The following is a 19,112-nucleotide window of genomic DNA, read 5'->3' as shown; positions in this document are numbered from 1 at the left end:
ATGTTTGCCCAAGTCATTGTCGATGTACCAAGCTCACAAACAGATCGGCAATTTGATTATTTCATTCCAGAGAAGTGGGAGCGATTGGTTCTTCCTGGAATGAGGGTTGTCGTTCCATTTGGTCCAAGGAAAATTCAAGGATTTGTTGTTGGGACTTCAGTTGAGTCGTCATTCAAAAAAACAAAACCATTAGAGGAACTGCTAGATATTGTTCCAGTCCTCTCAGAAGAACTCATTGACTTAGGGAACTGGCTTTCAGAGCAAACGCTAAGCTATAAAATATCTGCATTCCAATTAATGATTCCAGCTGCACTTAGAACAAAGGTAAAGAAGCAAGTACACTCCATTGTCGAAGGAAATCAACTGCCTGAGGGAATACGCTCCTTATTTATAGAGAAGCAACCTGTTTTATGGACTGACTTGCTTCAACAAAGCAAACCAATTATTGAAGAGTGCCTACGTGCAATCAAAAACAATCAGCTCGAAGTCGAATATCTGGTTGAGGAAAAAGGAAAGAAGAAGTCAGAGAAATATATCCGTGTCCTCGCTTCAGCTGAACGATTGAATGATATACCTGCAAGGGCACAAAAACAAAAGGAACTAGTTGAATTTCTCTTGCAAAATAAAGCAGCAATTTCTGTTTCAGAAGCAGTTAAGCAAGTGGGAACAACGAGACAGACGGTGAAAGCATTAATTGACAAGGGGTTAGTTGAGGAATTCGAGCAGGAGGTATATCGAAACCCTCTTGCTGGAATTGATTTTCAACGGACCGAGCCACTGCCATTAACATCTGAACAGCAAAAAGTCATCACGCCGATTTATGATACCCTAAACAACCAATCGCACCGTGTTTTTTTACTACATGGTGTAACAGGAAGCGGAAAAACGGAAGTCTATTTACAAACAATCAATCTTGCATTGGAACAAGGTAAAGAAGCAATCATGCTCGTTCCTGAAATTGCTCTTACGCCCCAGATGGTTGAAAGATTTAAAGGGAGATTTGGTTCCAAGGTTGCTGTGTTGCACTCAGGGCTTTCGATGGGAGAAAAATACGATGAGTGGAGAAAGATACAGCGGAAGGAGGTCCAGGTCGTTGTTGGGGCAAGGTCGGCAATTTTCGCCCCCTTCACTAATCTAGGCATGATTATTATTGACGAAGAACATGAGTCAAGCTATAAGCAGGAAGAGAATCCGCGCTATCATGCGAGGGACGTAGCCATTGAGAGAGCAAAAAATCATGAATGTCCTGTAATTCTTGGAAGTGCAACACCATCTTTAGAATCATTTGCTAGAGCTCAAAAAAACGTCTATCACCTACTAACTCTAAAAGAGCGGGTGCAAAATCGTCCGATGCCGAGTGTCCATATTGTCGATATGAGAGAGGAACTTCGTCTTGGCAACAGATCAATGTTTTCAAATGCATTATTTGAAAAGCTTCAGGACCGCCTTCAAAAAGGAGAACAAAGTGTTTTATTTTTGAATCGAAGAGGGTATTCGACATTTGTAATGTGTCGAGACTGTGGATATGTTGCGTCCTGTGAATTTTGTGATATTTCTTTAACCTATCATCGTGCTCAAAACGCATTGAAATGTCATTACTGTGGTCATGAAGAACGTATGCCAACAACATGTGAGTCCTGTGACAGTGAACATATTCGTTTTTTTGGATCAGGTACTCAAAAAGTAGAAGAAGAATTAACTAGAGTGCTTCCGGAAGCTAGAGTCATACGCATGGATATCGATACAACCCGTCGCAAAGGTGCTCATGAAAAGTTGTTATCTGCATTTGGACGTCAAGAGGCTGACATTCTTCTGGGTACACAGATGATAGCGAAAGGCTTAGATTTTCCGAATATAACACTTGTTGGTGTAATTGCAGCAGACTCCATGCTTCATATACCTGATTTTCGTTCTGCGGAAAGAACATTTCAATTACTTGAACAAGTAAGTGGGAGAGCTGGGCGTCATCAATTACTAGGAGAAGTAGTCATTCAATCGTATACGCCTGATCATTATAGTATCGATCTTGTTCAATCGCATGATTATGATCAATTCTTTCAAACAGAAATGGCCCAAAGAAGGTTTGGACAGTATCCCCCATATGTATATGTTGTTTTAATTACGATGGCCCATTCTGAACTAATGAATGTGATTCATGTTGCGGAAAAAGTGACCTCCTTTTTAAAAAGAGAACTCTCAGAAGAAACGACTGTTCTTGGTCCAGTAGCATCTCCACTTGCACGTATAAAAGATAGATATCGCTATCAATGCATGATAAAATACAAAAACGAACCGAAACTTAGGAAAACATTAACAGAGATTAGACAGCATTTTAACCGAGAAATTAATCAAGGTCATTTACAAATGACGATAGACTTACAGCCATATTTATTTACATAGATTGCTGCACGTATGAGAAGGGCGGTTGCAAGAATGAAGATTGTATTTATGGGAACACCTGATTTTTCTGTTCCAGTACTAAAAGGACTTATTGAGGAATATAATGTCGTTGCTGTTGTCACACAACCGGATCGACCTGTTGGAAGAAAACGTATATTGACCCCACCTCCGGTCAAAAAAGAAGCAATGATTCACCAAATTGATGTGCTTCAACCGGAAAAAATTAGAGTGCAAGAGGAAATAGCCGCGGTATTAGCGTACGAACCAGACTTAATTATTACAGCAGCGTTTGGACAAATTTTGCCAAAAGAGCTCTTAGAATACCCGAAGTATGGGTGTATTAATGTTCATGCTTCGCTTCTACCTAAGTACCGGGGAGGAGCACCGATTCACCAAGCAATTATTGATGGTGAAAAAGAAGCGGGTGTTACGATTATGTATATGGTTGAAAAACTTGATGCTGGAGACATGCTTTCATCAATCAAGGTCCCGATTACAGAAGACGATCATGTTGGTACATTACATGATAAGTTAAGTTACGAGGGAGCTAGGTTACTGTTATCTACAATTCCGAATTTAGTTAATGGAAAGGTCAAGGCGATTGAGCAGGATGAAACGAAAGTAACCTTTGCTAAAAACATTACGAGGGAAATGGAACAGCTTGATTGGAATCGCACTGGTGAACAATTATATAATCAAATTCGTGGATTGCACCCTTGGCCTGTTGCTTACACAACCCTTCAAGGAAAACCTTTGAAAGTATGGTGGGGTGAGAAGGTACAAAGTAAGCTAGAAAATATTCCGGGAACAATTGAAAGAGTTGAAGAGGATGGAATCGTTATTTCGACGGGAAATGATGTTGCAATTAAAATTACTGATCTACAACCTTCAGGAAAAAAACGTATGACCGCGGAAGCGTTTATCAATGGTGCAGGCTCAACAGTGACACCTGGAATGAGGGTTGGCGAATGAGTAAGGCAGTTCGAGAAGTTGCGTTGGATATTTTATTGCAAATCGAAAAAAGCCAAGCGTATAGTAACTTACTTTTAAACCAAACCGTCAAAAATTCAAAACTTGATCAAAGAGATGTCGGTTTGTTAACAGAGATCGTTTATGGGACGATTCAAAGAAGAGATACATTAGATTATTATTTAACTCCATTTGTCAAAAAGGGAGTGAAATCTCTTGATGATTGGGTACGAGTTTTGCTTAGGCTATCCATTTATCAGCTTATATACTTAGACCGGGTACCAGACCGTGCGATTGTTCATGAAGCAGTAACAATCGCCAAAAAGCGTGGACATCAAGGGATTAGTGGAATGGTCAATGGAGTTCTACGATCTTTTCAACGTCAAGGTGCGCCGTCCCTATCGGAAATAAAAGATCCTATCGAACGATTGGCACTTGAAATGAGCTTCCCGACTTGGCTGATTAAAAGATGGATAGAGCAATACGGTGAAGCGGAAACAAGGGCGATGTGTGAATCAAGCCTAGTGCCCCCTACTGTCACTGTTCGTGTAAATCGTCTTAAAGCGTCGGTTGAGCATGTGGTTACTATGCTTCAAGAAGAAGGGATCAAAGCAAATCCGGGATATTTATCGGAAGATGCTATTGTGATTGAAAAAGGCAATGTTTTTCAGACTGAGACCTACAAGCAAGGATTTATAACGGCTCAGGATGAAAGTTCGATGCTTGTTGGACGAGCAGTTGATGCATATTCTGGGATGGATGTTATTGATGTCTGTGCGGCCCCAGGCGGGAAATCAACCCATATTGCCGAACAAATGGACAACGAAGGTCAACTATTATCCTTTGATTTACATGATCATAAGATTAAACTAATTAAGGAGCAGGCGAACCGTCTTGGTCTGACAAATTTAGAATCAAATGTTATGGATGCGAGAAATATTTCTGCTCAATTAGGTACAAAAACATTCGATCGTGTACTAGTAGATGCTCCGTGTACAGGATTAGGAGTTATTCGAAGAAAACCAGATATTAAATGGACAAAAAAAGAGTCAGACATTCAATCGATTCAACGAATTCAGTTAGACATTTTAGAGGCAGTTGCTCCACATGTAAAACAAGGTGGGAAATTAATTTATAGTACATGTACTATCGATAAATGGGAAAATGAAGAAACAGTTCAAGCATTTTTGGCAAAAAACAAGGAATTTAAGTTAGACCATTCCTTAAGTGATAGATTGCCATCAAAAGTAATTGAGCAGGGACGTTATCAGAATGGGCTCGTAACAATTTTACCACACGATTTTCAAACAGATGGCTTCTTTATTGCTAGTATGGTTCGAGGTTAAACTATTTCGTAAGCGACTTTTTGATCAATTATCGTAAAAACAAAGGAATAGATAAGAAATTGTCGAATTCATTTTAACTATTCGAAAAGAGAGAAAAGATGAGCGAGGTGACTTGAGATGGATTTTACTTTCCAAACAGATGTAGGTAAAGTACGATCTCATAATGAAGATAGTGGTGGAGTGTTCAGGAATGAAATAGGAACACTAGCTATTGTAGCCGATGGAATGGGTGGTCATCGTGCAGGTGATGTTGCCAGTGCAATGACAACTGACTACTTCCGTGGTGTATGGGAGCGAGAAACGAAAATTAGTTCAGTTAGAGAAGCAGAGCAGTGGCTCAAGGAACATTTTATCCATATCAACGAAAAGCTTCACTCACATGCAAATGAACATGATGAATGTAAGGGTATGGGTACAACATTAGTTGTGGCACTTTGCACATCAGAATTTGTGTCAATTGCTCACATTGGAGATAGTCGTGCATATGTACAAAATGAATATGGTTTTCATCTGAAAACTGCAGATCATTCTCTAGTCCAAGAGCTTGTGCGTTCTGGCCAAATCTCAGAAGAAGAGGCGGAGCATCATCCAAGAAGAAATGTCTTACTACGTGCACTCGGGACAGAGCTTGATATTAAAGTAGATGTCTCAACACTTCAGGTAGAGGATTGTCAGTTCATTCTGCTTTGCTCGGATGGGTTAACAAATAAAATAACAGCAGAAGAGCTTCAACAACAATTACAGGCTGACGAAACAGTAGAATTTAAGGCGAAGGAATTAATTAGGCTGGCTAACGAACGTGGAGGAGAGGACAATATTACGGTTGCGATCCTATCTTTTCCACAAGATGACAGTGATAGGAGTTCGGTTATATGATCGGACAACGAATTAACGGCCGTTATCAAATTCTAGGGACAATCGGTGGGGGTGGAATGGCCAATGTGTATAAAGCACATGATGTCATTCTTGATCGACATGTTGCCGTTAAAGTTCTTCAGCCACAGTTTTCCGATGATGAGCAATTCATTAAGAGATTCCGGAGAGAAGCTCAGGCCGCAACTAGTCTAGCACATCCTAATGTCGTTAATATTTATGATGTTGGTGAGGAAGAAAGTACGTACTATATTGTGATGGAGTATATTGAAGGACAAACATTGAAAGAGCTTATTCAATCAAGAGGACCTCTTCCGGTAGAAGAAGCAATTGACTATATGGAACAAATGCTGTCTGCACTTGCCCATGCTCATGCAAACCATCTTATCCATAGAGATATTAAACCACATAATATTCTCGTTCGTCATGACGGTGTACTTAAGGTGACCGATTTTGGGATTGCTAGGGCGATTTCAGCAGCTACAATCACGCATACGAACTCCGTTATGGGCTCTGTACATTACTTATCTCCGGAACAAGCACGGGGAGGACATATTACCTATAAATCAGATATATACTCCTTAGGTATCGTATTTTATGAGATGATCACAGGGAGATTGCCTTTCTCTGGAGATACAGCTGTATCAATTGCGATTAAGCATTTGCAGACAGATATCCCTTCTGTTAAAAAAACAATGCCGAATATACCGCAAAGTATTGAAAATATTATAAAAAAGGCTACAGAGAAAGATGCCAATAATCGCTATGAATCGATTCAAGAAATGGAAGAGGATGTAGCGACGGCTCTGAATCCAGATAGAATAAACGAAGCTCCATATGTGCAAGAAATCGATCTTGATGCAACAAAAGCGATTCCAATTATCAAAAACGATGCAACACCTGACTTAGAAAAAACGGTTGAAATGCCGGTTCAACATTCAAAAACGCCACCTCCTAGTCAGGAAACGTCTGCTGATAAAAAAGATAAGGGCAAGCGTAAGAAAAAATGGCTTATTCCTTTATTTGTTCTAGCTTTCGTTTTCGGTGCATTCATTGTCGCTATTGCGATATTACCTGGACTGTTCCAAGTTGAGGAAGTTGAAGTTCCTGATCTATCTGAACTTTCTTATGAAGAGGCAGAAGAACTGCTTACTGAAGCGAGCTTAGTTCCTATAAGAGAAGATGTAAATGACGAAAATATACCAAAGGACCAAGTCGTTCGCCAAAACCCAGAACCAGGCACCAAAGTTAAAGAAAATGCTGAAGTGACTGTTTTTGTTAGTTTAGGTAAGAAAGAAGTAGAAATTGAGGATTATATTGGTGTTTCAATTGATCGAGCAGAAGCATTGCTAGAGGGTAAGGGGTTTACAGTAAGGCGAGAGGAAAGAGAAACGAACGATGAGAATCCTGGAATTGTATTGGACCAGGATCCAAAAGAAGGAACATTAGTTATACCTGAAGACACAACTGTTACACTTACGTACAGTGTTGAAGCACCAGTTAGTCTACAGAATTTAGTTGGATTGCAGCAAAATGCGGTCCAAGAATACTTGAATGAGGTTGGGTTGCAGGGGAATTATGAAGAAGAGTACTCGTCTTCAATTGAAAAAGGAAGAGTGATCAGACAAGACCCACAAGCTTTCTCAACTCTTAGCAAAGGAGATCAGGTTAAAATAGTTATTTCATTAGGTCCAGAGCCACAGCCAGAACCAGAGCCGGAACCAGAACCTGAGGAAGAACAAACAAAGCTAATTTCACAAAGTTATAAGATCGTTGTTGAGGATGAGGATGTCGCAGCGGGCAATCAATTTGATGTGAAAATTATCTACCGAGATGCGACAACAGAAGGCGAGGATCAAACGTACTTAGAGGAAACAATAACTGAAACAGAAACCTTCCGAATCCAACTTCGTGTTAGCCCATCGCAACCAGGATCGTATGACGTGTATGTAGATAACGAAATCGTTGAAAGATCACAAACATTTCAATATTGATAGGCGGAGATGAGTTTTACTCACTCCCCTTCTTTTAGAAATAAGGAGGTTATGAATGGCAACCGGAAAAATCACTAAAGCTCTAAGTGGTTTCTACTACGTTCAAAACGAAGAAGGCCTTTTTCAATGTCGGGGTCGTGGTAATTTTCGTAAACGACAAATTAAACCATTAGTAGGAGACGAAGTCGAATTTGAGGCTGAGAACGCTACGGATGGTTATGTTTTAGATGTTTTTGAACGTAAAAATGAGCTTATACGCCCACCTATCGTTAATGTCGATCAAGCCATTCTTGTTTTTTCGGCACTAGAACCGGATTTCAGCCCACTTTTATTAGATAAGTTTCTGGTTCACATTGAAGCAAACCAAATCTCCGCTCTTATTGTGATTAGCAAAATAGATTTACTAAGTGAGAAGCTTAGGAGTGAGATTAATGACTATAAAGAGCTTTATGAATCGATTGGTTATACAGTCCTTTTAACATCGACTTTGCAATCTGATGGAATGAATGATATCTTACCATTCCTTGATGGGAAAATAAGTGTTGTTGCAGGGCAATCGGGTGTCGGTAAGTCCTCGCTTCTTAATTATTTAAAGCCAGATTTAAATATAGAAACAAATGCCATTTCTTCACACTTAGGTCGTGGAAAACATACAACTAGACATGTTGAGTTACTACCAATTGGCAAGGGGCTAGTTGCAGATACACCCGGATTTAGTTCATTGGACTTTGTTGATATTGCCATTGAAGACTTGTCAATGTATTTCCCGGAGATGGCCAGGTTATCAGTGGTTTGTAAGTTTAGAGGCTGTACACATACATCAGAACCGAAATGTGCGGTTAAGGCTGCTTTTGATCGTGGAGAAATTGCTCAAACTCGTCTAGATCATTATTATCAGTTCCTAGAAGAAATCAAAAATCAAAAGAAGAGGTATTAATATGATTAAAATTGCACCTTCGATCCTATCTGCTAATTTCTCCCGACTTGCAGATGAAATTAAAGACGTAGAAAGAGGAGGAGCAGACTATATTCATGTTGATGTAATGGATGGTCATTTTGTTCCAAATATAACAATCGGTCCTCTTGTTGTTGAGGCCATTAGACCTATTACAACATTGCCATTAGATGTCCATCTGATGATTGAGGACCCAGATCAGTATATTCCTTTATTTGCGAAAGCAGGTGCGGATATTATTTCAGTCCATGTCGAGGCATGTACACATTTGCATCGCACAATCCACCATATTAAGGACCTTGGTATTAAAGCAGGGGTCGTACTTAATCCAGGAACCCCTGTTTCATTTATTGAAACAGTAATTGAGGATGTCGATCTCGTCTTACTTATGACGGTTAATCCAGGTTTTGGTGGACAAGCGTTCATTCCTTCAGTTCTCAAGAAAATAAAAGAAGTTAGTGAACTTGCTAACAATCGAAACTTACATATCGATATTGAGGTAGATGGTGGAGTGAACGAAGAAACAGCCAGAGCTTGTGTTGCGGCGGGAGCGAATGTATTGGTGGCAGGATCAGCTATCTATAACGAAAAAGATCGTCAACAGGCAATAGCACAATTAAGAGGCTAATATAAGAAAATCATTGATGGAGTAATCTATCAATGATTTCTTTTTTTTCTTTAGACGATAATCACGAAGAACATTCTTTCACCATAGACATATATTGAGGTATAAGGCATATGCATAATGGTAAAGAGACAAGGATACATGTTGCATTTGATAAACATACCTGAAAAAAAACAGGAATAGTTTGTCGTTACAGCATATAATTTAAAGAGCAATTATGTTTATCCTTATACTTGATTCTTGTCGAGACTAAATGGCTAATGGTTGGGGAGGGCATCATCCTATTATTGATGAGTCAAACTTTATCATTATCCCCGTGGCTATTCACGTTGAGGAGGAGGAGCTATGAAATTCTACACAATCAAGCTACCGAAGTTTTTAGGTGGGGTAGTCAAAGTGGTTTTGAATTCTTTTAAAAAAGGCTAAAATAAAAAAAGCACCAATCGGTGCTTTTTTTACCTTTTAAAGGATTTACTAATGTAAAACCTTAAGCTTAAACGCGTTCTACTTTACCAGACTTTAATGCGCGTGTAGAAACGTAAACACGTTTAGGTTTACCGTCTACCATAATACGCACCTTTTGTACGTTTGCACCCCAACGGCGTTTTGTTTTATTAAGTGCGTGAGAACGCTTATTCCCAGTACGTGCTGTTCTACCAGTAATATAACATTTACGTGCCATTATATGCACCTCCTTATTTCCAATGCGAAACACTCTAAATCATACTTAGATATAGTAGCATAGCATATCTTTGATTGCAATAACTTAAGGAAAACTTTATCAAGTATTCTTGCTTGACAGCTCTGAAATTGAAACCTGCTTTTAAAAATGTCTATAGTATAGTAAAATGTAATTAACGATGAAGTTTGGCTTCAAAGAGGAGGAATGAAAATGTCAATTGAAATGAAAACACAACTAGGAACTGTTGATGTGTCAAAAGATGTTGTTGCAACAATAGCTGGTGGAGCTGCTATTGATTGCTATGGGATTGTTGGAATGGCTTCGCAAAAGCAATTGAAGGATGGAATAACAGATTTACTAGGAAAAGAAAATTTTCGACGTGGCGTAGTCATTCGTGAGGAAGAAGAACAAATTCACATCGATATGTACATAATTGTAAGCTACGGCACAAAGATTTCTGAAGTTGCTTATAACGTACAAACTAAAGTGAAATATCAATTAGAACAAATGTTAGGGCTCGATGTTGATTCCGTGAACATCTTTGTTCAAGGAGTCCGCGTCACGAACCCATAGGGTTAGTTAGGAGGAAATGTTCGTGGCAACTAAACAAATTACAGGAACGGAGCTCGCTCAAATGTTTATTGAGGGTGCTGCTAATTTATCAAATCATGTCAAAGTGGTAGATGCACTAAATGTTTTTCCTGTCCCAGATGGTGATACAGGAACGAATATGAATTTATCAATCACTTCTGGTGTAAAAGAGGTCAAGCAATCTATTCAAGAAGATGCGAGCAAAGTAGCAACTTCTTTTGCAAAGGGACTACTAATGGGAGCGAGAGGAAACTCTGGAGTTATCCTCTCGCAATTATTTAGAGGTTTTTCAAAGGAAATTGAAGGAAAGTCAGCAATTAAAGCTACGGACCTTGCTGCTGCGTTTGAACATGGTGTCGAGACTGCTTACAAAGCAGTTATGAAACCAGTAGAGGGTACGATTTTGACTGTAGCGAAAGATTCTGCGAAGCATGCTGTTAAAATTGCTCGAAAGCATGATGATATCGTTGTTGTCATGGAAGAAACATTAAAAGAAGCGAATGCATCTTTAAAAAGAACACCAGATTTATTACCCGTTTTAAAAGAAGTAGGGGTAGTTGATTCTGGTGGTCAAGGTCTTGTCTATATTTATGAAGGCTTCCTTGCTGTATTAAAGGGTGAAAAACTGTCCGATCATTTAGACGAACCCTCTATGGATGAATTAGTAAAAGTTGAGCACCATCATAATGCTCAAAGCCACATGTCCACTGAAGACATCGAGTTCGGTTTTTGTACAGAAGTCATGGTACGTTTCGAAGATGAAAAGACCAAAAAATCTCCATTTGATGAAGCGGAGTTTAGACAAGAATTAAGTTTAATTGGAGATTCACTCCTGGTTGTTTCCGATGAAGATCTTCTTAAAGTACATATCCACGCTGAACAACCTGGAGAAGTGTTAACGAAAGCTCAAAGATACGGTGAGCTTATTAATATTAAGATCGAAAACATGCGTCAACAACACACTCATTTACTTGAAGAAACGAAGAGTGTCTATGAAAAGAAAGAAGAACCGACCAAGCCTAAGGAAAAAAGTGAATTTGGCATTGTAACTGTCTCGATGGGAGAGGGTGTTGCTAAGTTATTCAAAGGTTTAGGTGCTGGTGTTGTCATTCAAGGCGGACAGACGATGAATCCGAGTACAGAGGATATTGTTAAGGCAATAGAAGAGGCTCACGCTGAAAACGTGATCATTCTACCTAATAATGGGAATATCATTATGGCCGCCGAACAAGCTGCTGAAGTGGCAGGAAAGCATGTCAAAGTCATTCCTTCTAAAACAGTTCCACAAGGATTAGCAGCATTACTTGCTTTTAATCCAGGTCAAGATTTAGAAAAGAATGCAACTATCATGCAAGAGTCTTTGTCAACAGTTAAATCCGGACAGGTGACTTACGCTGTTCGTGATACTAGTATTGATGGAATTGATATTAAAAAAGATGATTTTATGGGAATATCAGAGAAAAAGATCGTTAGTTCTGGTCAAAGCATTATAGAAGTGACGAAAGACTTACTTGATACTATGATTGATGAAAATACTGAAATTATTACATTGCTACAAGGTGACGAAGCTACAGATGAACAAACAAACGAGATTGTTGCCTATTTAGAAGAAAAGTACGATGGAATCGAAGTTGATATACATGATGGAAATCAACCTCTTTATTCTTATATTATTTCTGTTGAGTAATCGTTTTGAAAAAGGAGTTGAAGTACGTGGAGAAAATTAAAATTGTAACGGATAGTACCGCGGATATTCCTCAAGGCTTGGCAGAAGAATTGGGTATTACCATCGTTCCGCTTAATGTCATATTTTCTAACGAAGAATCATACGAGGATGGTGTGACGTTAAAAGCCGATGACTTTTACCGTTATGTAAAGGAACGGAATCATATCCCATCTACATCACAGCCTACTCCTTTTCAATTCGAAGAGGTGTATCGCTCTTTGTTAGAAGAAGACGATACAACCATCATTTCGATTCATATCTCATCAAAATTAAGTGGAACGTACCAAGCTGCAACTATTGCCGTACAATCGCTTGAGGCAGCAGAATCAATTCATGTAGTTGATTCCAAAAGAGCCTCGTATGCTATTGGGATTATTGTTGTCGAGCTCGCGATTTTAGCAAGGGAAGGCAAGAGTAGTGATGAAATACGCTCAAGGCTCAATGAACTGCTTGACGATACACAGGTCTATTTTATGGTGGATACACTAGAGTATCTGCAAAAGAACGGTCGTATTGGCAGAGCATCAGCATTGCTTGGCTCGATGTTGAAAATCAAACCAATCCTTTCTTTAACTGAAGAAGGAGAAGTCTATTCATTTGAGAAGGCTCGTGGACAAAAAAAGGCGACGAATCGGATCATTGAAGTTCTTCAGGAGCAATACGGTTCAGAGCCAATTCATGTTGGGATTTCGCATGCAGTGAATGAAGAGTACGCCAAAGAGGTTCTAGCATTGCTCAAGGAGAAATTCGACATAAAAAGCGAAGTAATCACAACAATAGGTGCTGTTATTGGGGCCCACGTCGGTCCAGGAACAGTCGCTATTAGTGTATCAAAAGCGAAATAGCTCAAAGATGAGGCCGGGACATAACTAAAGTGTCTAACTGAAATGCCGAATAATGCAATCGTGTAGCGGATGAAATATACGTAGACTCCTGCGGGGTGAAAAAGCCAAAGGTGAGACCCTACAGGCGTTAGCCGAGGAGGCTCACCGGCTTCCCGCGGAAAGCGAAGTATATTTCAGGAGCGGTTTCCGTCCGCCAACCACCATTGTTCGGATTTTCTATTAGTTAAATCACTTTGTCCCAGCCTCTTCTTTTTCTTTTTTTCCTCACTCTTCATTAAGAACTAGAAGGAGGGATCGTACATGAATGAGATAATGGAGCAGCCAGTTACTACTGTTAAAGGAATTGGAGAAGAGACGGCTAAGCAGCTGAAAAGTCTACGGATCGAAACCGTTCAAGATTTACTAGAGTATTTTCCATTTCGCTATGAAGATTATCAAATTAAAGACTTACATCAAGTTAAGCATGAAGAACGAGTGACCGTAGTTGGAACCATACAGACTGAAGCTTCTATTCGATATTTTGGTAAAAAGAAAAATAGACTTACCTTTCGATTGCTCGTCGATAATGTGTTAGTGACAGTTACTTTTTTTAACCGAGCCTTTTTACAAAAACAAATAGCGGTTGGAGCTGAAGTGACGATTACTGGGAAGTGGGACCAGCATCGCTTAACGATTACTGGAAATGAATTCAAACAAGGGCGTGAGGAGCGAGAACAAACTTTTGCTCCAGTCTATTCAGTCACAGGAACGTTAACGACAAGGTCATTAAGAAAGTATATCTATCAAGCCCTAAAAGATTTCGGTTCTTATCTACCGGAAATTCTGCCACAGAAATACATAATAGATTACAAATTACCCTCTAAGAAAGAGGCCGTTTCACAGCTCCATTTTCCAACAAATAAAGAACTTGTTAAGCATGCCAGAAGAAGAATGGTTTATGAGGAGTTTTTGGTTTTTCAATTGAAAATGCAATCGTTTCGTAAAGCAAATCGTGAGCATTCACATGGTCGGGCGGTAGCGATTGATAAAGGTTCACTTTCCTCATTTATTGATGACCTTCCATTCCCTTTGACAAATGCCCAAAGAAGAGTTATTGATGAAATCACAACTGATCTCCAGTCTGCGACTCAGATGAATCGTCTATTACAGGGGGATGTTGGTTCAGGTAAGACAGTTGTTGCAGCAATTTGCATGTATGCTATTATTCAAGCCGGCTTCCAGGCAGCATTAATGGTGCCAACGGAGATTCTTGCTGAACAACATGTTCAATCATTACAAGCTCTATTTCAGCCATATGGAGTAGAAGTTGAACTACTATCTGGCTCTGTTAAAGGTAAAAAACGTAAAGAAAAGCTGGAATTATTAGCGAATGGTCATCTGAAGATTATTGTTGGCACACATGCGTTAATTCAAGACGATGTTCACTTTAATAATCTAGGACTTGTAATTACAGATGAACAGCATCGTTTTGGTGTAGAACAGAGACGTGTCTTGCGTGATAAGGGGGAGCACCCTGATGTTCTATTTATGACTGCAACCCCGATTCCTAGAACCTTAGCGATCTCTGTATTTGGTGATATGGATGTGTCGATCATTGATGAGCTTCCGGCTGGACGAAAAACGATTGAAACATACTGGGCGAAGCCGGATATGTTTGAACGCGTTCTAGATTTTACTGAGAAGGAATTAATGGCAGGTAGACAATGCTATGTTATTTGTCCATTAATTGAAGAATCAGACAAGATCGATGTCCAAAATGCGATTGATGTTCATCTTTTGCTAACACAGCATTTTCAAGGGAAATGGAAGGTTGGTTTAATGCATGGACGACTACATTCATCTGAAAAAGATGTAGTCATGGAGGAATTCAGTCAAAATCAAACACAGATTCTCGTTTCAACGACAGTCGTGGAAGTTGGGGTTAATGTTCCCAATGCAACCGTGATGATCATCTATGATGCTGAACGTTTTGGTCTTGCACAGCTTCATCAATTACGTGGGAGAGTTGGGCGTGGACAAGCTCAGTCGTATTGCATTCTCCTAGCAGATCCAAAATCAGAGGTAGGAAAAGAACGAATGAGAATAATGACTGAAACTAATGATGGTTTTGTTTTGTCGGAAAGAGATTTGGAACTAAGGGGACCGGGTGACTTTTTTGGTGCAAAACAAAGTGGCTTACCAGATTTCAAAATTGCTGACGTTGTTCATGATTATCGTGCATTAGAGGTTGCTCGAAATGACGCAGCTACTCTAATCCAATCGGAATCTTTTTGGATTCATGATGAATTCAAAATGCTACGAGAGCTGTTGAAAAAAGAAGGAGCAATGAATAAGCAAAAAATTGATTAACTATTGAAATCATGGCGAAGCAATTATATACTACTCTTAGGACCTAGTAATAATTTCATTGGATAATTAAGCAACAACTGAACGAAAAATGGATGGTGAATGCCATGAAAAGAAAGAAAAAGGAAAGACAATTGCTCCTACAAGAAACGATTACAAAGAACCCGTTTATGACGGATGAGGCACTAGCTGAGCAATTTTCTGTAAGCATTCAAACCATTAGACTAGATCGGTTAGAATTAGCTATTCCTGAATTAAGGGAGAGAATCAAAGGCGTTGCCCAACAACAACTTGATGATGTAAAAGCCCTCTCTCCTGATGAAGTCATTGGTGAAATTGTCGATCTTCAGCTCGATGATCGAGCAATATCCATATTAGATATAAGTGTTGAGCATGTTTTCGCGAGAAGTGGGATTGCTCGTGGACATCATTTGTTTGCCCAAGCAAATTCATTGGCTGTTGCTATTATCAATGATGAGTTGGCATTAACAGCAAAAGCAAATATCCGATTTACTCGGCAAGTTCAGGCAGGTGAACGCGTTATTGCTAAAGCGAAAGTTCTGAATAATGTACAAGGTAGGACGACGGTCGAAGTCGAAAGCTATGTTGACAATGAGCTTGTCTTTTCAGGAGAATTTGTTATGTTCAGGACAAAGGCTAAGGATTCAGCTAAGGAGAATGATAGATAATGAAAATAGCAATCGATGCAATGGGTGGCGATAACGCCCCGAAGGCTCATGTTCATGCGGCACAAAAGGCAATACAAGCTTTTCCTGACTTAGAGATTACGTTAATAGGCAATGAGCAGGAAATCCGTAAACATTTGCAGGAAGAAAAGCAAATAACGATACTACATACAACGGAGAAAATAGAAGATACAGATCAACCAACAAAAGCAGTACGGAGAAAAAAGGATGCTTCTATGGTGCTTGCTGTTAAAGAAGTCAAAGAAGGTCGAGCAGATGCGACGATTTCGGCAGGGAATACGGGGGCATTGATGACAGCTGGTTTGCTATATATTGGCCGAATTAATGGAATTGACAGGCCAGCCCTCTCTCCAATGCTACCAACCTTGAATGGCAAAGGTTTCTTATTATTGGATGTTGGAGCCAATATGGATGCTAAGCCCGAGCATTTACTGCAATATGCGATAATAGGTAATACTTATATGGAAATGGTTCGGAATGTTCGTAAACCGCGTGTCGGACTGTTAAATGTAGGAACAGAGGCGGGAAAAGGAAATGAGCTTACGAAGGCGGCCTATCCTCTTCTAGAACAAGCAAATATTAATTTTGTTGGCAATGTTGAGGCACGCGATCTTTTGTCTGGTGTAGCTGATGTTGTCGTTTGTGACGGCTTTGCTGGAAATCTTGTTCTAAAAACAATTGAGGGAACGGCAGGAACTTTATTCTCTTTGTTGAAAAAAGAATTAACGAGTTCTTTCGTTAATAAGCTGGCTGCAGGTGTTTTGAAATCGAGTTTCAAAGGTGTAAAGGACCAGATGAGCTATTCAGAATATGGTGGTGCCGGTTTATATGGACTAAAGGCTCCAGTTATTAAAGCCCATGGTTCCTCAGATGAAACAGCTCTTTTTCATGCGATTCGCCAAGCACGTGAGATGGCTGAACAGCAGGTAGTTACAATAATTAAAAACGAAATAGCAAAGATTGATACAGTAAAAGAAGAAAAAGAATAGGGGAGGCCATTAAAAATGGGGAAACTAGCCTTTTTATTTCCAGGTCAAGGCTCTCAAGCTGTTGGCATGGGACAGGATCTTCAAACAGATGTATTTGAGCGTGCTGATCATGCATTAGGGTATAAGTTATCAGAGATTATTAGTCAAGGTCCTGATGAGTTATTGAAACGAACTGAACATACACAGCCAGCACTAGTAGCAATGAGTACGGCTGTATTGAACATTGTGAAAGAAGAAGGTATTAAGGCTGATTATGTTGCAGGTCATAGTCTTGGTGAGTACAGTGCATTAGTCGCCGCTGGATCTATGTCATTTGAGGATGCAGTGGTCGCGGTGAGGAACCGTGGTTTGTTCATGGAAGAGGCGGTACCATCTGGTCAAGGTGCAATGGCTGCTGTTCTGGGCCTTGATCGAGGAGCTTTAGAGGACATTTGTCATGCTGCTTCAGAAAACGCTGGATCTGTTCAGTTAGCAAACTTAAATTGTCCGGGTCAAATTGTCATTTCTGGAGAGGCAAAAGCAGTTGAAGAGGCTGGTATTCAGGCAAAGCAGGCAGGGGCAAAACGTGTACTTCCCCTGCAGGTTAGTGGTCCGTTTCATTCACTTTTAATGAAACCAGCTGCTGAAAAGTTAGGACCTGTACTCCAGCAGATAACAATTAATGACGCAATGGTTCCAGTAGTTGCTAATGTCTCGGCACAAGTAGTGACAGATGCTAGCGTGATTCGTACCAATCTTGTTGAACAAGTCTACTCACCCGTCCTTTGGGAAGATACCATTCAAACGCTCCTAGAATTAGGGGTTGATACATTTGTAGAAGTAGGTTCAGGTAACGTTCTAACAGGACTCGTACGGAAAATTAACCGTAACGTTAAAGCCGTTTCAGTATCTAATAGGGAAGATGTCTTAAAATTAAAAGAAACACTGGAAGGGGTGACTGAATAGTGCTAAAGGGACAAACGGCAATTGTGACAGGAGCTTCTCGTGGAATTGGTAGAGCGACAGCACTTGAGCTTGCACGAAATGGTGCCAATGTTGTTGTGAATTATGCGGGTAGTGCAGCAAAGGCAGAGGAAGTCATTCTTGAAATTAAAGCACTAGGTGTTGATGGCATAGCGATTCAAGCTGATGTCGCAAATAGTGAACAAGTTCAAGCGATGGTTAAACAAACAATCGAAGCATTTGGACGTGTTGACATTCTTGTTAATAATGCAGGTATTACAAGAGACAACTTACTGATGAGGATGAAAGAAGAAGAATGGGATTCAGTCATTAACACTAACTTAAAAGGTGTATTTAATTGTGCAAAAGCGGTAAGTCGACAAATGATGAAGCAAAGATATGGTAGAATCATTAATGTTGCTTCTGTAGTTGGCGTATTAGGCAATGCTGGTCAGGCTAATTATGTTGCTGCTAAAGCAGGAGTAATTGGTTTGACGAAAACGATGGCTCGAGAACTAGCTAACCGTAATATTCATGTGAATGCTGTTGCTCCTGGCTTTATTGAAACAGATATGACAGACGAGCTAGGTGAAGAAACGAAATCACAGTTGCTTAATCAAATTCCGCTAGCAGCTCTTGGAAAGCCAGAAAATATTGCACATGCGATCCGTTTCTTAGCAAGTTCTGATGCAGACTATATGACCGGGCAAACATTACATGTTGATGGTGGAATGGTTATGCCTTAAAGGTGCTAAATTAATTTTACTTGAGAGGAGGTGAACGAAACATGTCAGATACATTGTCACGTGTTACTAAAATTGTTGTTGATCGTCTTGGTGTTGAAGAGGCTGAAGTAAAGCCTGAAGCTAATTTTAAAGACGATCTTGGTGCAGATTCATTGGACGTTGTTGAACTTGTTATGGAGCTTGAAGATGAGTTTGACCTAGAAATCTCTGATGAAGAAGCTGAAAAAATTTCAACGGTTGCTGATGTCGTTGATTACATAGCAGGACGTCAGTAGTAGAATAAAGTGGGGGGTGTCTCAAAAGGTGATTGTGCTTTTGGTACCCCCTTTAACACAAATGATAGCCTGTTTAATTAATTCAGAAATGTAGGAGGTGG

General features: G+C 39.8%; 18 protein-coding genes. 17 read left to right on the top strand and 1 reads right to left on the bottom strand.

Going from position 1 to position 19,112, the window contains the following annotated elements; translation table 11 throughout:
* From priA to spoVM, 8 genes are all read left to right on the top strand, one after another.
* Positions 1–2,400: a primosomal protein N' gene (gene priA / locus J7W16_RS13175; protein ID WP_210597786.1), complete on the top strand. Its 2,400-nt coding sequence runs from the start codon at positions 1–3 to the stop codon at positions 2,398–2,400.
* Positions 2,401–2,433: 33 nt separating this feature from the next.
* On the top strand, positions 2,434–3,372 hold the full coding sequence (fmt, locus tag J7W16_RS13170) for a methionyl-tRNA formyltransferase (RefSeq protein WP_210597785.1): 939 nt from the start codon (positions 2,434–2,436) through the stop codon (positions 3,370–3,372).
* Entirely contained in the window at positions 3,369–4,715 is a 1,347-nt protein-coding gene (gene rsmB, locus J7W16_RS13165; protein WP_210597784.1) for a 16S rRNA (cytosine(967)-C(5))-methyltransferase RsmB, read from the top strand. Before fmt ends, rsmB begins: the two co-directional genes overlap by 4 nt.
* A gap of 117 nt (positions 4,716–4,832) precedes the next feature.
* A complete protein-coding gene (locus J7W16_RS13160; RefSeq protein ID WP_210597783.1) occupies positions 4,833–5,591 on the top strand; it encodes a Stp1/IreP family PP2C-type Ser/Thr phosphatase in 759 nt (252 codons plus the stop codon).
* A complete protein-coding gene (gene pknB / locus J7W16_RS13155) occupies positions 5,588–7,582 on the top strand; it encodes a Stk1 family PASTA domain-containing Ser/Thr kinase (protein WP_210597782.1) in 1,995 nt (664 codons plus the stop codon). Before J7W16_RS13160 ends, pknB begins: the two co-directional genes overlap by 4 nt.
* A gap of 55 nt (positions 7,583–7,637) precedes the next feature.
* Positions 7,638–8,519: a ribosome small subunit-dependent GTPase A gene (gene rsgA / locus J7W16_RS13150; RefSeq protein ID WP_210597781.1), complete on the top strand. Its 882-nt coding sequence runs from the start codon at positions 7,638–7,640 to the stop codon at positions 8,517–8,519.
* Between the two features lies 1 nt (position 8,520).
* Positions 8,521–9,165 carry a ribulose-phosphate 3-epimerase gene (gene rpe, locus J7W16_RS13145; RefSeq protein ID WP_210597780.1) on the top strand — a complete coding sequence of 215 codons (645 nt, stop codon included), beginning with the start codon at positions 8,521–8,523 and terminating at the stop codon, positions 9,163–9,165.
* Between the two features lie 342 nt (positions 9,166–9,507).
* Positions 9,508–9,588, top strand: a complete 81-nt coding sequence (spoVM, locus tag J7W16_RS13140; RefSeq protein ID WP_210598033.1) for a stage V sporulation protein SpoVM — start codon at positions 9,508–9,510, stop codon at positions 9,586–9,588.
* 67 nt (positions 9,589–9,655) lie between these two features.
* Here the strand turns inward: spoVM and rpmB are convergent, their stop codons facing one another.
* The gene (rpmB, locus tag J7W16_RS13135; RefSeq protein ID WP_210597779.1) at positions 9,656–9,844 is read right to left on the bottom strand and encodes a 50S ribosomal protein L28; all 189 of its coding nucleotides are present in this window, start codon (positions 9,842–9,844) and stop codon (positions 9,656–9,658) included.
* Between the two features lie 210 nt (positions 9,845–10,054).
* On the opposite strand from rpmB, the gene J7W16_RS13130 reads away from it, so the two are divergent.
* The 9 genes from J7W16_RS13130 to acpP all read left to right on the top strand — a co-directional run bounded on the left by J7W16_RS13130 (position 10,055) and on the right by acpP (position 19,011).
* A complete protein-coding gene (locus tag J7W16_RS13130; protein WP_210597778.1) occupies positions 10,055–10,417 on the top strand; it encodes an Asp23/Gls24 family envelope stress response protein in 363 nt (120 codons plus the stop codon).
* Between the two features lie 22 nt (positions 10,418–10,439).
* Positions 10,440–12,122 carry a DAK2 domain-containing protein gene (locus J7W16_RS13125; RefSeq protein WP_419095838.1) on the top strand — a complete coding sequence of 561 codons (1,683 nt, stop codon included), beginning with the start codon at positions 10,440–10,442 and terminating at the stop codon, positions 12,120–12,122.
* A 26-nt stretch (positions 12,123–12,148) separates the two neighbouring features.
* Positions 12,149–13,006, top strand: a complete 858-nt coding sequence (locus J7W16_RS13120; RefSeq protein WP_210597776.1) for a DegV family protein — start codon at positions 12,149–12,151, stop codon at positions 13,004–13,006.
* 300 nt (positions 13,007–13,306) lie between these two features.
* Positions 13,307–15,355 (top strand): ATP-dependent DNA helicase RecG, encoded by a 2,049-nt coding sequence (recG, locus tag J7W16_RS13115; protein WP_210597775.1) that lies wholly within the window; start codon positions 13,307–13,309, stop codon positions 15,353–15,355.
* 104 nt (positions 15,356–15,459) lie between these two features.
* Positions 15,460–16,041 carry a transcription factor FapR gene (gene fapR / locus J7W16_RS13110; RefSeq protein WP_210597774.1) on the top strand — a complete coding sequence of 194 codons (582 nt, stop codon included), beginning with the start codon at positions 15,460–15,462 and terminating at the stop codon, positions 16,039–16,041.
* Positions 16,041–17,048, top strand: coding sequence for a phosphate acyltransferase PlsX (gene plsX, locus J7W16_RS13105; RefSeq protein ID WP_210597773.1), 1,008 nt, complete (start codon positions 16,041–16,043; stop codon positions 17,046–17,048). The genes fapR and plsX overlap by 1 nt, the downstream gene beginning before the upstream one ends.
* Before the next feature lie 15 nt (positions 17,049–17,063).
* Positions 17,064–17,993, top strand: coding sequence for an ACP S-malonyltransferase (fabD, locus tag J7W16_RS13100; protein ID WP_210597772.1), 930 nt, complete (start codon positions 17,064–17,066; stop codon positions 17,991–17,993).
* Entirely contained in the window at positions 17,993–18,736 is a 744-nt protein-coding gene (fabG, locus tag J7W16_RS13095; RefSeq protein ID WP_210597771.1) for a 3-oxoacyl-[acyl-carrier-protein] reductase, read from the top strand. Before fabD ends, fabG begins: the two co-directional genes overlap by 1 nt.
* A gap of 41 nt (positions 18,737–18,777) precedes the next feature.
* Entirely contained in the window at positions 18,778–19,011 is a 234-nt protein-coding gene (acpP, locus tag J7W16_RS13090; RefSeq protein ID WP_210597770.1) for an acyl carrier protein, read from the top strand.
* The last annotated feature ends 101 nt before the right edge of the window (positions 19,012–19,112 follow it).

The sequence above is a fragment of the Halalkalibacter suaedae genome, assembly GCF_017939705.1.
Taxonomy (GTDB): Bacteria; Bacillota; Bacilli; order Bacillales; family Bacillaceae_D; genus Halalkalibacter; species Halalkalibacter suaedae.
Note: the sequence above shows the minus strand (reverse complement) of the source record. Positions and strands in the feature narration are given on the sequence as shown.